A 14,991-nucleotide genomic window follows, 5' to 3' on the forward strand; every position below is an offset into this window, starting at 1 on the left:
TATTTACCTAAAACGATTTGCGCGCAAAGGCACCACGCAAAAGATCAATTGCGACCGAGATCAGCTCTTGCCAATGAGCATCAGCTTCTGGTGAATCTCGGAAATTTGCAAGCCACAACAGTGCAGATTCAGCAAGATAGACATGCAGAGTAGCGGCAAAAAAGATCACTTCCAGTCGTTTGCTGGGAGAAACAACCTGGAATTTTTGATGCACTGCCTCCTGCACGAGCAACCGCACTGAGTCAGCAAACATTGCATTGCTCTGCCTATCAGAGCCCTCACGCCAGTCGAGCATCTGCGCCAGGGTCACCAGCAGATTCTGCAGTTTAGAGCTGCGCAGCAGTGCTTCAAGATCGGTAATTGCTTCAGAGTAGCTAGCGTAGGGCGTCGGATCTGATTCGCCGCGCGACTGCAAAAACGACGCTGTAAATTCACGCACATGCTCTAAGGCAACCGCAACTTTTACATCATCGAGTGAGGCGAAGTGATTAAATACGGTTCGTCGCGAGACACCCGCCGCCGAAGCCAATTCAGTAGCGGAGAATGCGTTGTTATCTGCGCGCATCAAACGATTAGCTGCGGCAACAATTAATAGCGCAGCATCAGTTTTTGATTTCGGCACACCGAGTGGTGACAACGATTCCATACATCCAGTGTAATCCTCAAATGCACTCAGTGCAAGGAGGAAATGCAGTTTATTTCCGCAGCAAGATGCTATTTCGTCCTATTATTAATTTTTATGCGCCCAGCTTCACACTCTCCAAAATTTGCCGCTTTAATGGCATCACTGTGCAGCATCCTCCTAGTGTCTGCCTGCTCGACACACACACCCGGTGTTGCCGCTGCTGCCGAAGTTGCTGCACTCGAAAAAGTATCTGAAACAGACCTGCCAGTGGCCGGCACTGCTTGGACGCTGGCAGAGCTTCCTGACACCACCGCCGAAGTTCCTGAGACTTGCAGCGATGTGCTGACGGTGACTGTGCGCGGCACGGCAGAACCGTACGGTGAAAAAAGTCTGGTCGTCAGCATTTCAAACATGCTGAAAAAGAAACTGGAGGCGTCAGAAGACAAAAAGAGCGATCCCTTCAAACCTGAGAGTGACTCTAAACGCTCTCAATCTGAAACTTCGCAGTCTGACAGTGATGCAAGCTCTGCATTTGATTCAGCAGCAAGCAAAGTCGGTTATGAGTTAATCGACGTTGACTACCCGGCCAGCTCTGAGTTTGGCGAGAGCGCACCCGAAGGCATGCGGAAGCTCATTGACATCCTTGAGATGCACAGCACAGAGTGCCCAAAACAAGAGATAGCTCTCATTGGCTACTCGCAGGGCGCCTATGTAATTGGTGAAGCGCTTACAGACCCTGACTCTCGTCTCTTAGGGCGGGGCGTCGGTGTCATCTCAGATGCCGCACTCGACCGGGTGAAAGCGATCATTTTTTACGGCGATCCCCGCTTCCTCGGGTCAGACTCTTTTGCTTACGGCACCTTCAAAGAGTCGGTTGATGGCGCTCTGCCGCGGCTTCCGGGCGCATTAGACAGGGCGGCGGATCGTATACGCTCTTTTTGTGTAGCCGAAGATATTGTCTGCCAAACTCGCGACTCATTTAATGAAGAAGGGCACATCGCCTACTTCGATAACGGTATGCGTGAAGAGGGAGTGGAGTTTATTCTCGATCACTTAGACGCTAAATAATCGCAGCATCTATTTGACTTTTGATGCCTCCCACTTATCAGCCTGCGGAGTCTCGCTAGTGTTCCGCCTGCTGCCAGTCTGGACCAAAGCCGACCGACACTTCCAGCGGCACAGCAAGTTTTGCGGCCGAGGCCATCTTGTCACGCACCAGCTTCTCCAAAACCTCGCGCTCTCCCGGCGCCACTTCAAACATTAGTTCGTCATGAATTTGGAGGAGCATTCGCGATTTAAGCCCAGCAGCCGCAATTTCACTTTCAACTTTCAGCATCGCGATTTTAATAATGTCAGCTGCGGTGCCTTGAATTGGAGCGTTTAAGGCGGCACGTTCTGCGGTTGCCCGCAGCACACGATTTGGTGAATTTAGCTCTGGGAATGGCCTGTGGCGCCCAAAAAGTGTTTCTGTGTAGCCGTCAGCCCGAGCTGTTTCCACTACCTGCATCAAATAGTCTCGAATTTTTCCAAATCGTGCGAAGTAGTCTGTCATCAGTTGTTTCGCTTCAGCTTGGCTGATCCCCAACTGCTTGGCGAGCCCAAACGGGCCCAAACCATAAGCGAGACCGTAAGACATCGCTTTCACTTTTGCGCGCATAACAGGAGTGACCTCCGCTGCTGTAACTCCGAAGACTCGTGCACCAACTGAACGGTGCAGATCCTCACCGTCATTGAACGCTTCGATGAGCGCCTGGTCTTCAGAGAGGTGCGCCATCACCCGCATTTCAATCTGGGAGTAGTCTGCGGTCAACAGACCAATGTATTCGGAACCGTGTGTGAAGGCTCCGCGAATCCTGTTACCCGCTTCGGAACGGGTTGGAATGTTTTGCAGATTTGGCGAGTTAGACGCTAAGCGCCCTGTTGCCGCCCCCACCTGGTAGAGCGTGGAGTGAATGCGACCGTCAGCTGCGACCGCTTCTTCAAGCGAGGTGATAATTTGTGAGAGCTTGGTTGTTTCACGGTGTGCTAGCAGCGCATCCAGAAACGGATGCGGGCTCTTTGCCTGCAGCTCATGCAGTGATGCCGCATCTGTAGAAAATCCGCTCTTAATCTTCCTGGTCTTTGGCATCTGTAGTTCGTCAAACAGCACCGTCTGCAGCTGCTTCGGCGATCCTAGATTAACCTCACGACCGATCACCTGATAGGCACGCTGTTCGTACTCTGCGATTGCATCGCGCAGCTCCGCCTGTTGCGCTGCAAGCAGCGGTGTATCTATCGCAACTCCCCTGTGTTCAAGGTTAAACAGCACCTTCACAAGTGGCAGTTCAGTGCTGTAATAGAGCTTCAGCCCCGCATCGTGGAGTGATTCAAGCGCTCGCTCGTGAATTTGACGTGTCAGCCAGGCGCGCTTCGCTGCACCGGTTGCAGCCTCAAGGTCTGGCACGAGCTGACTCATATCAGGCTCAACAACTTCAAACTGCAACAGCTTCTTTGCAAACCCCTTAAATGAACGGTCTGTGAAATCAGGGCGCCAAATAGAGGCCAGCAGCTGGGCATCGCTGAAATTTCCAAGCTCTGGGGTTGTTAATTTAGCAAGCAGGTGCAGCAACGCTTTAGCGTCGAATACGATTTTCTCTTGCTCGCTTTTCAGCCATGTTTCAAACTCACGGTAGTCAGCAGTGCCCGGTTTCCAGTCAAATTCAACTGTGCCGTTTGCCGCCGCAACGCCCACTCGAATTACACCGTCGCGATTAATATCCCAAAAATAGAGCGCAGGCCTGTCAGCCTTCTTTAACCATGTCACCAGCTCTTCGTCAATGAGGTGAATCGGTGGTGTAAAAACCTGCGGCGTAGGTGCCTGCGCGCTGTCATTACTAAACGCAACTTTAGAGGATCGCTGCCCCGCTGCACTATGTGCATCATCAGCTACGGCAGTACCATTACTATCGAGGCCGGCAAACTTTTTTACGCGGGTCAGCAGCGTTCTAAACTCCAGCTTGCCAAAAATTTCTGTTACAGCTGAAATATCAACAGGCTGTCGCTCTAACTGTGAAATCACGACGGGTAAATCTAAATCACGTCTCAGCTCGTTTAAGCGTCGGTTGCGCTCAGCGTTTTCGACGAAGGTGCGCAAATTTTCACCGGCTTTGCCTTTGATCTCATCACGATGGGCCAGAATTTCTGTGAGTGAGCCGTAGTGATTGATCCATTTAGCAGCTGTTTTTGGCCCCCAAAGCGGCACCCCCGGAAGATTATCGCTGGTCTCACCGACAAGCGCAGCTAAATCCTGATACTGGTGCGGGTAGACGTCATATTTTTCTTTCACCGCCTGAGCGTCATACTCCTTTAACTTTTTTACGCCCTGCGCTGCCGGATAAAGGAGGGTTACATCATCGTTGATTAGCTGGATAGTATCGCGGTCGCCAGAAACCACCAACACCCTATATCCGTTGTCGCGCCCAATTACAGACAGCGTCGCCAGAATATCGTCAGCTTCAAACCCCTCCTGCTCGAGTGTGATGATGCCGAGGGCGGCAAGCGCCTCTTTTAGAAGTGGCACCTGCCCTTTAAACTCCTCCGGAGTTTCACCGCGATTTCCTTTGTATTCCGGATATTCCTCAGTTCTAAATGAGTGCCTTGAAATATCAAAAGCCACCGCTAACGCATCTGGTTCGTACTGCTCTAGCAGGGCAAGCAGCATCGCGATAAAACCATGAATCGCATTGGTGTGCTGCCCCTCAGAGTTCTGAAAGCGCTCTACCGGCACCCCGTAGTAGGCTCTAAACGCGAGTGAGTGGCCGTCGATAATCATCAAGGTAGGCTTTGTATTAGACACACTTCAAGGCTACCGCTCCAGTGTGTGAGTTTATAATCACCTTCCGGTTAGAAAGGTCAGTAATGGCTGAGAATCAGCAGGTTAAAGACGGCATGTTATGGGCTGCGGAACGCACATTCGGCAGGTTGGCTGAGCGAATGGGTATTAAAGTCAAAGAGTTTAATTCTGAGCGCGCAGTGGCGACAATGCCTGTAGAGGGCAACACGCAACCGATCGGACTTTTGCACGGGGGTGCTTATGTTGTGCTCGGTGAGTCTCTCGGTTCAATGCACGCAAACTTCATCGCCCCTGAAGGCTACGTCGCGGTGGGCGTTGACATCAATGCAACTCACACTAATTCGGCTATTAGTGGCACGGTGACTGGTGTTTGCGTGCCGGTGCACGTTGGCCGCTCACTCACTGTGCATGAGATAGTTATAACCCGTGATAGTGATGGTAAACGCTGCTCAACAATTCGGATCACCAACTTTTATAAAAAGCTTGAGAGAAAACCTTAACTAAATAAGTGTGGCGCACCCCGAAGGACGCGCCACACTTATTTAGTTAAGAACTAGTCGTCTTTCTTAGCACCCAGTTGATCAATAATGGTTTTGGCAACATCCTGCATTGTCAGCCGGCGATCCATCGATGCCTTCTGAATCCAACGGAATGCTTCTGGCTCGCTCAACCCCATTTTGTCATTTAGGATACCCTTCGCACGATCCACAAGTTTGCGAGTTTCAAAGCGCTCTGCCAGATCCTGCACCTCGTTTTCAAGGGTTAGAATCTGCTGGAAACGGGAAACTGCGATTTCTATTGCAGGAAGCAAATCGTCTGGAGTGAATGGTTTTACAACATAGGCAAGCGCTCCCGCTTCAGCTGCACGCTCTACCAATTCCCGCTGGCTAAAGGCGGTCAGCAGCACCACCGGGGCGATGCGTTCCTTGTTTATTTTCTCGGCTGCTGAGATGCCGTCAAGCTTCGGCATCTTCACATCCATAACAACAACGTCGGGGTGCAGTTCCTCTACAAGGCGCACAGCTTCCTCACCGTCGCCGGCTTCGCCAACAACGTCGTAGCCGTTATCTTTTAGCGTCTCAACAATATCAAGACGAATCAATGATTCATCTTCTGCAACCACTACACGACGCTGCGCGCTCGTTTCACTCATGATTACCTTCCATCTAGTCGGGGACTCGAAACTACTGTGTTTATTAATTTCAAATACTAAAACAAAACATCATCTGGGCGCAGGCACGGTCCGCCAATGTTTTCAAGCTTGTCTATAGCCTGAATTTCTTCCACAGAAAGAACGAAATCAAATAGCTCAGTGTTTGACCTAATGCGAGCGGGGGTAACCGACTTCGGCAGTGGAATAAGCCCGTGTTGCAATGCCCAACGTAAGCTAACCTGTGCAGTTTCTTTACCGTGACGGTCTGCAATCTCCTGGAGCACCGGATGCGCTAGCACAGCCTGCTGCCCGAGCGGGCTCCAAGCCTCCACCACAATATCGTGATCTTGGCACCATTTTATGGCGTTTGCTTGATACCAACCCGGGTGCACCTCAATCTGATTCACCATCGGCCGCACTTTTGCGGTTTCTTCAAGCGCTTCTAGGTGGTGCGCCATAAAGTTTGAGACTCCGATAGCTTTTGCTCTGCCCTGCTCGTAAAGGTGCTCGAATGCCCGCCACGTATCAGCATTTAATGCTTTTGCTTCCGCGCCAAACTGCAGGTAGTTTGCTGGCCAGTGCACAAGCAGCAGGTCGACATAATCAAGACCTAGCTTCTCGAGTGAGCCTTCAGCTGCAGCGAGAGTTTTTTCAAAGCCGCGCTCGGTGTTCCAAACTTTTGTGGTGATAAAAAATTCGCCTCGGCCAACGCCGCTCTCACGCACCGCTTCACCCACACCAACCTCATTACCGTAAATTGCTGCGGTATCAATATGGCGGTAACCAGCTTTAATCGCCTCGGCAACGGCTGTTTTCGTTTCGTCAGGGGGTGTCTGAAAGGTTCCAAACCCCACGTTTGGAATAGTGTTGCCGTTTGCAAGGGAAACTGGATTATTGATACTCATAGCGTCAATTTATCAGGCAACTGCTTGCATTATCCTGGGTGTCGCACGCCTCACTCCCGTGCTGTGCAGGAATATACTCATACTCATGGTGAGTTTTAAGAAATCGGACGCACAGGGATACTTCGGAAACTACGGTGGGCGCTTCTTGCCGCCGCAGTTAGAACGCCCAATTGCTGAGGTTGCGGAGGCCTATGCTGAGGCGCTTAAAGATCCGGAATTCATAGCAGAGTGGGAGCGGTTACTCGCCGAATACGTCGGTCGTCCATCACCTCTTTATTTTGCTGAGAAACTTTCGAAACATGCCGGTGGCGCAAAGATTTATTTGAAGCGTGAAGATCTTAATCACACCGGTGCACACAAAATCAACCACTGTATCGGCGAGGCTCTGCTCGCAAAACGGATGGGCAAAAAGAAGGTTATTGCTGAAACAGGTGCCGGCCAGCACGGTGTCGCGCTCGCCACTGCTGCGGCGCTGGTTGGGCTCGAGTGCGAAATTCATATGGGTGCTATCGATGTTGCGAAGCAACGACCTAATGTGGTGCGCATGCAGCTGCTGGGTGCAAAAGTTGTGCCAGTTGGTGAAAATGTCGCTGGTGGGGGTGCGCTGAAAGAGGCAGTAGACTCTGCTTTCGATGTTTTTGCGCGCGACTATGAAGATACTATGTTTGCTATCGGATCGGTGGTTGGCCCTGATCCGTACCCAAATATGGTGCGTGACTTTCAGTCGATCGTCGGGCGCGAAGCTAAAGAGCAAATTCTTGCGCACGAGGGTCGTCTGCCAGACGCACTGGTTGCCGCAGTTGGGGGCGGATCAAACGCGCTTGGTTTGTTTACCGAATTTCTTGACGATGAGTCGGTCGCAATTTATGGGGTGGAGCCGGCCGGTAAAGATTTAAACACTGTCGGTGAGCACGCCGCGACTATAACCTTCGGCACAGACGGTGTGATTCACGGGATGCAGACACTGGTGTTGCAGGATGAGTCGGGCTCCCCCGCTCCGGTGCACTCTATCGCCTCTGGTCTCGACTATCCTGGCGTCGGCCCGCAACACGCTTTCTTGAAGCAGGAGGGGCGTGTGACTTATGAAACAGCGAGTGACGCTGAGACGCTCGAAGCGTTTAAGGCGCTGTGTAAATATGAGGGCATTATTCCCGCGCTTGAGTCTTGTCACGCCGTTGCCTACGCGCTAAAACTGGCTGCCACCCTTGATAAAGACAAGATTATTATTGTGAATCTGTCGGGTCGTGGTGATAAAGATATTGACTACGTTGCCGAAAAACTCGGTCTGTAGGCTCACTGTTTATCAAAAAGCAGTGCAGACTGCTGTCGGCACATTTTTCAGAAACTAATCACGACAGTTCAGCTGGATTGAAGGAACTGCTTCTGCTGTTTCGTGGTTTTCTGGGATCTCACCTGACCGGTGAGATCCCAATCCCAACTAGCTAATGACGGCATTTCTCCGTGTAATACTTGGAACTATGACTGTTGAAATGTCTCAGGGAGAAATTTTGCAGGAATTCTTCTCCCCTGTTTTGGCGAAGATTAAGGTTCCCGCACACAGAGCACAGGCGCTAGAGATTCTTCAGTGGATTCACCGCGAATTCCCAAACCTTAAGGCGCGGATCGCATGGAATCAGCCCATGTTTACGGACCATGACACATACATCATCGGTTTGTCTTTTGCTTCTAAACATCTGTCGGTGTCACCGGAGCAGGCTGGCATCGCGTATTGCGAAGAATCACTGAAGAAACTGAAATTATCCTATACGCCAAACTTGTTTCGGATCCCGTGGGGTGCTGAACCACCGTATGATCTGTTGCGAAGCGTAATTGAGTTCAATATTGAAGATAAGAAATCAGTGACAGGTTTCTGGCGTTAGTTACCAACGGCCTAGGAAATAAGAGCTCTTCAAAGTCAAGGATGCAGCCGGACTTAAAAACAGGTTTCCGTATACAGTTAATTTAATAAAATGGGCACACGCACATAAGTCTTATTTGACATTTAAACCAGAGTGTGATAGACACGGTGTATCTTTAGTTTTATATTTACTTAATGTCAACTGACAACATTAGGAGGTAAATTATGAAAATCAAGACACGCAAGGTTACAAAACCAAAGACTAATATGGCTGTCATGTACTGCTATAAGGCAAAGAAATAAAACTAATTATTATCTAATGCCAAAATAGGTTGGACTGGCCCGGGAATTACTATCCGGGTCAGTCCCCAGTCTAATCAAAGAAGATTCTAATGCTAGGGGAAACTTTCAACCTTAACTACAGTGGAACAGATTTGGCTGTTCCACTTTCGCTTATACGCACACTGATATTAGAGCTCGACGATCTTGTAGGGGCAAACTGGCAAAATTCCCCACTATCTAGAGCTGTGTTCCATCGTGCAGGCCGAGAAGGTGAAAACCTTAGTGATCGCCAAACACCCGATGACCAGTTGCGTTACTATACAAGCGAAAGAGTATTCCGAGGGTTAAGACAGATTGCCTATGACTATGCCTCTAGGCTCGATAAAAACATCGTTTTACGTCTTCCATCATTTCCTGCTGATCCAGATACCAGGTTCGTTGAGTGGCTAGGTGCGAAAGGTAAATTCAAGGTAGAAATTAGCTTTGAACTGGAAGCAAATGAGCTTAAATACGATCAGCAATCATCAAAATTTTACAGTGTAATCACCAGTATTAAAGACGGAACACTAACCTCAAACGACCTATCGAAGTACTTGAATTTACTCTTAAGTTACGGTGATTCGTGGACTGCCAAGCTTATAGCTGATGTCTACCTTAGTGTAGTCAGTGAAATTGAGACCGCCTTAGCAGACGCACTAGGAATCACATACGCTTTGCAGGGCGATACTGGGATGGCAAAACTAATCTGGGAGAAATGGCTCACAGCTTCAGCTATTGATGAAGCACGAGCTCGCTACTCTCTTGCAATGCTGCAAGCGCGACACAATCCGCGAGCTCTACTGGATCCGGTAGGTGCTGCAGAAAACCTTAACCGAGCCTGGAGCAGACTTAAAGGACTCCCGATAACCCCGCAGACAACATACGAGAGCGTTTTTAACCGCAACGGTATGGCTCTACTGCTATTCCGACAGGGGAAATATGCAGAGGCTAAAGCAGTACTCGAGGCGGGAATCGCTTCGCTTCAAGGGTCTGGGTATGCAGAAAAACTACATCATACGGTGCTGACATCGAACTTAGCTCGCGTTATAGCGTCGATGGGAGACTTCCGAAAGGCAGAGTGGTTGTTTCGCGAGGCGATTGCGATGGATCCTCTATTTGCCGAATACCACCAGGATCTCGCATCATTCTTGAGCGATATGGGTCGATTTGAGGAAGCTGCTGAAGAGGCCAGACGGACAATCGAAATCGATCCAAGCATGCCTGAGGCATATCGTCTCCTCGGATTCATTCTCATGCAGTTAGGGGATCCGCTTCGGGCTAGAGATGAATATGCAAAAGCAGCAAATATTGGAGATGATATGGCTGTGCTAGATATGTTGAGAGCATCATATGAGGCGGATACACCTGAATGGACTATTCAATTTAGAGACCGCGTCGCACAAGCGCAATTAGATGTGAAGTCTAGAGCTGAAGCAGAGTTACTACTCGCCCAGGCTAGGAGTGCTCTCGACCCAAGCCTGGATGTATATGTAGAACTAAAACATCTCCAAACGCGCTTCCCAAATGATGAGCTTATTGGTGAAGCTTTAGTCTTAAACAAAGCTGAATAACTAACGGTATGACGGTAAAAAAATTTGTTTCAGCAACAGTAAGTTATGTACTCAACATTTTCTAAATATAGGTGAGTAGCTATGAATATGATTTCAATGTTTGAGCGTTATCAGCGACTCGTGAAGACTTTACCAAAACGGTTGCGTTGGTTTGCTTTTGTTTTTGCCCCGGCAAGAACGAGTTTCATAGTCTTCGCAGCAGGCCTGTTGAGCGTTGCAGGTTCTCTAGCTATCACGATGAGCATCGGTAGAGTGTCATCGGATTCTGTCACTCCAGTCAGTGTTATCTGGTTGCTTGTTTTAGGGTTTCTAGCTGAAAGTTTTGGGTATTGGGTGAAAGAACGTCAGGAGAGTCTTCTGACGTTAGCAGTGCGCCAACTGACTTATCGGCGGTTTAGCGAAATTTTTAAGCGTTCAAATCCTCCTAAGCAAGCACACGAGCATGTACTAACGTACCCGGCGCAGATCAGTCAGTTTGCATATGTTGTTGACTTTACTGTTTCAACGGTTCAGATTGTTGCTTTCCTCGCTATTTCACTCGCGCTGTATGGTGCAGGCGGTGCGGTTGCTGCATTACTTATTGCTGGATTAGTTTTCATTAGTGTCAAACTCGTGAAGCTGGTTGGAAACCTGTGGGAGCAGTATGTATCTTTGGAGGGAGAGCGTAGACGCTGGATTCAACGGCTAGTTGATGCGTTACCCCGCGGGCGTGCTATCCCCAGTTGGACTGGCGCCCTGGGCAAGGTTTTAAGCATCAGAAAATCCGAAGAGCAGCTCCTGAAAAAGCGCGTACGGTTACAGGTTTTGAATGGATTCCTCGAGCAGGGAGCCTTGACCACTGTACTTGCTCTTGTTGCTATTCTCGGTGCGTGGCTTTTCCCTGCCGCAAGCTTCGGCATTGGAATTATTTTGGCGGCCCGTTACCTGTACGCGGCAGTGCAGAACAACATTGTTAATTATCGGGTTATTCGCTTGGCTAAGCCGATGATGCACGAACTTGACAGGCTAGAGAAGACTCTGGAAACTACCACTGATAGTCAGAATCTAGTGTCACCTCCTTCGAAAGGTGTAGAGGTGCTTGATTCTGCTTCTGATCGCGCTGATGCTTTACGCAAATCCGCAACCGGCAGCGATGCAGCTTTCGTACCTAGCAACCCGGAAATGCCCCAGACAGTGTTGCTAGCGTGGCAAAATTCTGCATCGAATGAAGAAATATCCCGGTTTACGAATTTTGCTTTAGACATGGGGGTGAAAAAAGACGCGATAGAACGGTTCTGGGTAGATGCAAAGACTCTATCTTCTGGCGAAAGACACCGCGCAGCTATCGCTCTGGTCTTGGTGGACGAACCAGAATGGTTGGTGCTAGACGACACGTTCACAGCTCTCGACCCGTTTACGCGTGAAATCGTCGCCAAAAAAATTCTGGAGCTTGTGCCCGCGTGTACGCTTTTAACTAGCTCCGAAGAATACGTTCCTAACTTGTTTACTTCCGACAGTGGAGAACAAAAAAATAAGGGGCTAGAGGGTGGCGTTCCGAGAGCTGTGGGAGCAGTAGAAGCTGGTTCTGCGGATACAAATGAGACAGTGGATCTTCCAGATCCGCAGCCGAAGCAGGCAACTTTCCGTAGATCAGTGAGGCTGTTGTTTGGCCCTCACGTGGTTTGGGTTTTAGTTGGCGCTCTGCTGCTGGCAGGTTCCGAAGTCGCTTTTGCCTTAACACTTGCTCAATCTGACGAGTTATCTACTCTGCTCGCTACTGTTTCAGCTGCGTGCGCGCTGGCAGCAGTAATCGGATCTGTGCTGTTCTTTGGCTCGCTCTACCGAGCCCCTATTGCGAGGTTAAGCAGCCTGCACAGCAGGGTTGTGCAAAGGATTGACCGTTTCGCTAGCCCTAGGACAAGTGGTTCGGTTGTGGGACGAATTGGTGAGGACTTTTCTGATCTCCAAATGTCAGTACCTAGCGCCCTAGGCGCAGTCTTCCTGGTAATCGTACAGACCGTTATGCTCATTGGCGGTGCAGTTGCTGGCGCCCCACTGTTTATTATTGTTGTGCTAGCGGTTGCTCCCCTAGCGGTTCTTGCTATGCGTCAAGGTTCAAAATGGATTCTTCCTGCTTCAACAGCGACCGCAAATAGTCGAGGAGAATTCATCGGAGCAGTTGGCGCACAGGCGGGTATGCACACTCTACCCGTGAGTGCCGGGCTCCGTCGGGCCGGGGAGGATGCCTATGCTAGTTCAGAAGCAGCATATGTCAGAACTTCTGTTCAGCTAGCTAACGCTTACGCGCTCCGTACAGGACTGATTCAGCTACTAGTGCTCTTGTTGAATATTTCTGCCGTGATACTAGTGCTGTTGTACGGTAATTCAAATTCGTTAGTTACTTCCGCTGCCGTAATCTACTTTGCTGTGACACTATCTTCTGGTATTCAATCCACGGTGGAAACGCTGCAGGAAGTTGGTGTAGTTAGTTTGACTGCAGAGCGTATCAGAATGCTTGAAGAGGTTCAGTCGTCTCGTGCGGTTCCAACAGTTAGACCCGCTGACCTGAAACGACTCGAGGACGCTCTTGATAAGAAATATCCGATGGTCGCGCTGATTGGGTCAACTGGCGTAGGGAAATCTGTCATACTTGATGCTTTATATCGTCAGCGTCCTGAGGGCGAAGTAGCTATTGTGCCTGATATAGACCCGTTTGCGTCTGAAGAATCAGGTTTGAGCGGTGTCGCGCTTGCCCGATCGGTCCTGCACGAAGGGACAAGCCAACTTATTCTGCTAGACGAGACTTTGAAGAAACTCACCCCTGCAGCAGAACGTGCTGAGCTTGAATCGCTAGCCTGCGCTCTCGAAAAAGCTGGGAAACAGGCTGTGGTCGTTCTTCATTCACGTTCTAACCTTGATTGTTTCAAGGCAGTGGTTAATCTGGATGAGTGAACTGACACAGATGGTACGCTTTTATCCAAAAACGATTAAGGATGAAGGCCGGATTTACAGGGCTACACCCGTTACGATAACCGATTCCTCGGCACTCCTTATAAACGAGTATGGTTTCTCTCTGTGTAAAACTGATCATGAAGCCATACCGTTGGATATTCCTGATGCTGACGAAGTTATATTAACCAGTGACGCCAGAATCTGCGCATGCTGGTTTGACGGAGGCTGCTTTCGTGTCCAGGAATATCGATTTGAGGCTGAGGCATTCCACCCTGATGGTGAGCCTTGCATCGTAGATATACAGGACTTGGATAGTGACGATCTTATAGTTCTTGGTGTCGACGGAGGTGTCGAACTGTGGTTAGACACGGCAAAACTGTGCCAGAGAATTTGGACTGTCTCTAACGGCAGCGGGAAAAAAGAAATTGCAACGGTCGCATCAAGGCCTGATGGCGAACTTCTGTTCAGTTCTGGGAAGATGGTAACGTTTGCGGAGGATCTAGGTGTCAGGGGTTCTTACCTGAATGTTGTGGATCTGGTAACTCAGATGACGTGGCGTGTTCGATCTACTTACTCCTTCGCTGCTTTAGGGCGTGTTTTTTCTATCACAGACAGTGATCCAACAGTTGATAATCATCAGCATGGTCTTTACGTATTTGCCGAGGGGAAGAAGTCATTCCTAGAGACTGACGGGCCTGTAATAGAGGCAGGAGGCAACTCCAACCGAGCTGTGCTATCAGTTTTCACGGGTAAAGACACAAAATTACGTGGTATTACTGAAGGTGAAAATGGCAGATTATCGGTGCATCATATAGATGCTCCCGAAGGGTATAAAGCACTGTCACCCGATGGTGAACTTTACATAGTTCGCGGATTCAAAGATGCACTTACAATTGCACCTACTCCTAGTATGCAAAGTCAACTGTCACAACCAACTCATCCATCCGCTACAAGTAGCACTTACTCAATAAGCGACGAATACGTGGTATCTCGTGCATTAGGAAAAACTATTGGCGCTGTAATTCATTTCCACGGCGGCCCTGAGGGATACGAAGTGCCAGAAAGCCGACTATTTGGACTTCCTCAATGGTGCAACTCGCACGGCTTAGACTGGATTGGGGTGAACTATCAGGGATCGCTCATGCCAGATCCTGCCTACACACGTTCAGCATGGCACAGATGGCAATCCACACTGCAAGAGGATTTTTCGGGAGCCCTCAAATTAACCTCTGGCCCCCTAGTGCTGGCGGGGTGGAGCTTCGGAGCTGCAATATCTCTGGCGCTCGGCGCATCCAGTGAACGAGTAAGAGGTCTGCTGCTCGGAGCGACTATGGGTGACTTGGTAAAACATGTTAATCATGCGATGACTATAGATTCTACGCACTATGACTGGTTTACACGACGGTTCGATTTAACGGGCAGCGACGCCAACTTCTTCAACGGCGTGAATGGGTTTACCACAAACGTACAGGTGCTGGAAATGCACGGCGTAGATGACATGAATTGCCCCGTTCAGCTGGCGAATGAATTAGCAGAACAGTGGGAGGAGCGGCAGAACCCTTGGGAGCGAGTGTGGCTGCCAGGAGGTGGACACTTTGCGACGATTCTTGAAGATATCGAGATCATCGCTGAGTCATCTCGCAAATTTTTAACTAACGTACTACTCGAGGCACTTTGATTAAAGTATGCACTGCTATTACAGCAAGCCATACATCATACTGAATGGAGTACTCCTACTCAGGTTTCTCAGAGCGTCTTTGTGGGGTGAACCACTGGAAATGAAAAGGACTACCAT

The 14,991-nt window shown here is 49.6% G+C and carries 11 protein-coding genes; 7 read left to right on the plus strand and 4 right to left on the minus strand.

The window, feature by feature from the left end; translation table 11 throughout:
• Positions 1-7 precede the first annotated feature (7 nt).
• Entirely contained in the window at positions 8-646 is a 639-nt protein-coding gene (locus HCQ99_RS01620) for a TetR/AcrR family transcriptional regulator (protein WP_166984892.1), read from the minus strand.
• Positions 647-778: 132 nt separating this feature from the next.
• On the opposite strand from HCQ99_RS01620, the gene HCQ99_RS01625 reads away from it, so the two are divergent.
• A complete protein-coding gene (locus HCQ99_RS01625) occupies positions 779-1,693 on the plus strand; it encodes a cutinase family protein (protein WP_166984894.1) in 915 nt (304 codons plus the stop codon).
• 55 nt (positions 1,694-1,748) lie between these two features.
• Here HCQ99_RS01625 and polA read toward each other — a convergent pair whose 3' ends face one another.
• Positions 1,749-4,436, minus strand: coding sequence for a DNA polymerase I (gene polA / locus HCQ99_RS01630; protein WP_166986447.1), 2,688 nt, complete (start codon positions 4,434-4,436; stop codon positions 1,749-1,751).
• Positions 4,437-4,522: 86 nt separating this feature from the next.
• On the opposite strand from polA, the gene HCQ99_RS01635 reads away from it, so the two are divergent.
• On the plus strand, positions 4,523-4,957 hold the full coding sequence (locus tag HCQ99_RS01635; RefSeq protein ID WP_166984896.1) for a hotdog fold thioesterase: 435 nt from the start codon (positions 4,523-4,525) through the stop codon (positions 4,955-4,957).
• 53 nt (positions 4,958-5,010) lie between these two features.
• Here HCQ99_RS01635 and HCQ99_RS01640 read toward each other — a convergent pair whose 3' ends face one another.
• Positions 5,011-5,610 carry an ANTAR domain-containing response regulator gene (locus HCQ99_RS01640; protein WP_166984898.1) on the minus strand — a complete coding sequence of 200 codons (600 nt, stop codon included), beginning with the start codon at positions 5,608-5,610 and terminating at the stop codon, positions 5,011-5,013.
• A gap of 56 nt (positions 5,611-5,666) precedes the next feature.
• Entirely contained in the window at positions 5,667-6,515 is an 849-nt protein-coding gene (locus HCQ99_RS01645; RefSeq protein WP_166984900.1) for an aldo/keto reductase, read from the minus strand.
• An 85-nt stretch (positions 6,516-6,600) separates the two neighbouring features.
• Between HCQ99_RS01645 and trpB the strand changes: the two genes are divergently transcribed.
• The 5 genes from trpB to HCQ99_RS01670 all read left to right on the plus strand — a co-directional run bounded on the left by trpB (position 6,601) and on the right by HCQ99_RS01670 (position 14,874).
• On the plus strand, positions 6,601-7,806 hold the full coding sequence (gene trpB, locus HCQ99_RS01650) for a tryptophan synthase subunit beta (protein ID WP_166984902.1): 1,206 nt from the start codon (positions 6,601-6,603) through the stop codon (positions 7,804-7,806).
• Positions 7,807-8,005: 199 nt separating this feature from the next.
• Complete coding sequence (locus tag HCQ99_RS01655) at positions 8,006-8,395, plus strand: iron chaperone (protein ID WP_208317140.1); 390 nt, start codon at positions 8,006-8,008, stop codon at positions 8,393-8,395.
• Positions 8,396-8,765: 370 nt separating this feature from the next.
• Positions 8,766-10,265 (plus strand): tetratricopeptide repeat protein, encoded by a 1,500-nt coding sequence (locus tag HCQ99_RS01660; protein WP_166984906.1) that lies wholly within the window; start codon positions 8,766-8,768, stop codon positions 10,263-10,265.
• Between the two features lie 333 nt (positions 10,266-10,598).
• Positions 10,599-13,196, plus strand: a complete 2,598-nt coding sequence (locus tag HCQ99_RS01665; protein WP_208317141.1) for a hypothetical protein — start codon at positions 10,599-10,601, stop codon at positions 13,194-13,196.
• On the plus strand, positions 13,189-14,874 hold the full coding sequence (locus tag HCQ99_RS01670) for a hypothetical protein (RefSeq protein WP_166984910.1): 1,686 nt from the start codon (positions 13,189-13,191) through the stop codon (positions 14,872-14,874). The genes HCQ99_RS01665 and HCQ99_RS01670 overlap by 8 nt, the downstream gene beginning before the upstream one ends.
• Positions 14,875-14,991 lie beyond the last annotated feature (117 nt).

Source organism: Canibacter zhoujuaniae, from assembly GCF_011752015.1.
Lineage (GTDB): Bacteria > Actinomycetota > Actinomycetes > Actinomycetales > Microbacteriaceae > Canibacter > Canibacter zhoujuaniae.

Excerpts from the sequence above, each read along its gene's own strand:
- trpB (WP_166984902.1), top strand. The coding sequence starts at position 6,601 with ATGGTGAGTTTTAAGAAATCGGACGCACAGGGATACTTCGGAAACTAC.
- HCQ99_RS01655 (WP_208317140.1), top strand. The coding sequence starts at position 8,006 with ATGTCTCAGGGAGAAATTTTGCAGGAATTCTTCTCCCCTGTTTTGGCG.
- HCQ99_RS01660 (WP_166984906.1), top strand. The coding sequence starts at position 8,766 with ATGCTAGGGGAAACTTTCAACCTTAACTACAGTGGAACAGATTTGGCT.
- HCQ99_RS01670 (WP_166984910.1), top strand. The coding sequence starts at position 13,189 with ATGAGTGAACTGACACAGATGGTACGCTTTTATCCAAAAACGATTAAG.
- HCQ99_RS01640 (WP_166984898.1), bottom strand. The coding sequence starts at position 5,610 with ATGAGTGAAACGAGCGCGCAGCGTCGTGTAGTGGTTGCAGAAGATGAA.
- HCQ99_RS01620 (WP_166984892.1), bottom strand. The coding sequence starts at position 646 with ATGGAATCGTTGTCACCACTCGGTGTGCCGAAATCAAAAACTGATGCT.
- polA (WP_166986447.1), bottom strand. The coding sequence starts at position 4,436 with ATGATTATCGACGGCCACTCACTCGCGTTTAGAGCCTACTACGGGGTG.
- HCQ99_RS01625 (WP_166984894.1), top strand. The coding sequence starts at position 779 with ATGGCATCACTGTGCAGCATCCTCCTAGTGTCTGCCTGCTCGACACAC.
- HCQ99_RS01645 (WP_166984900.1), bottom strand. The coding sequence starts at position 6,515 with ATGAGTATCAATAATCCAGTTTCCCTTGCAAACGGCAACACTATTCCA.
- HCQ99_RS01635 (WP_166984896.1), top strand. The coding sequence starts at position 4,523 with ATGGCTGAGAATCAGCAGGTTAAAGACGGCATGTTATGGGCTGCGGAA.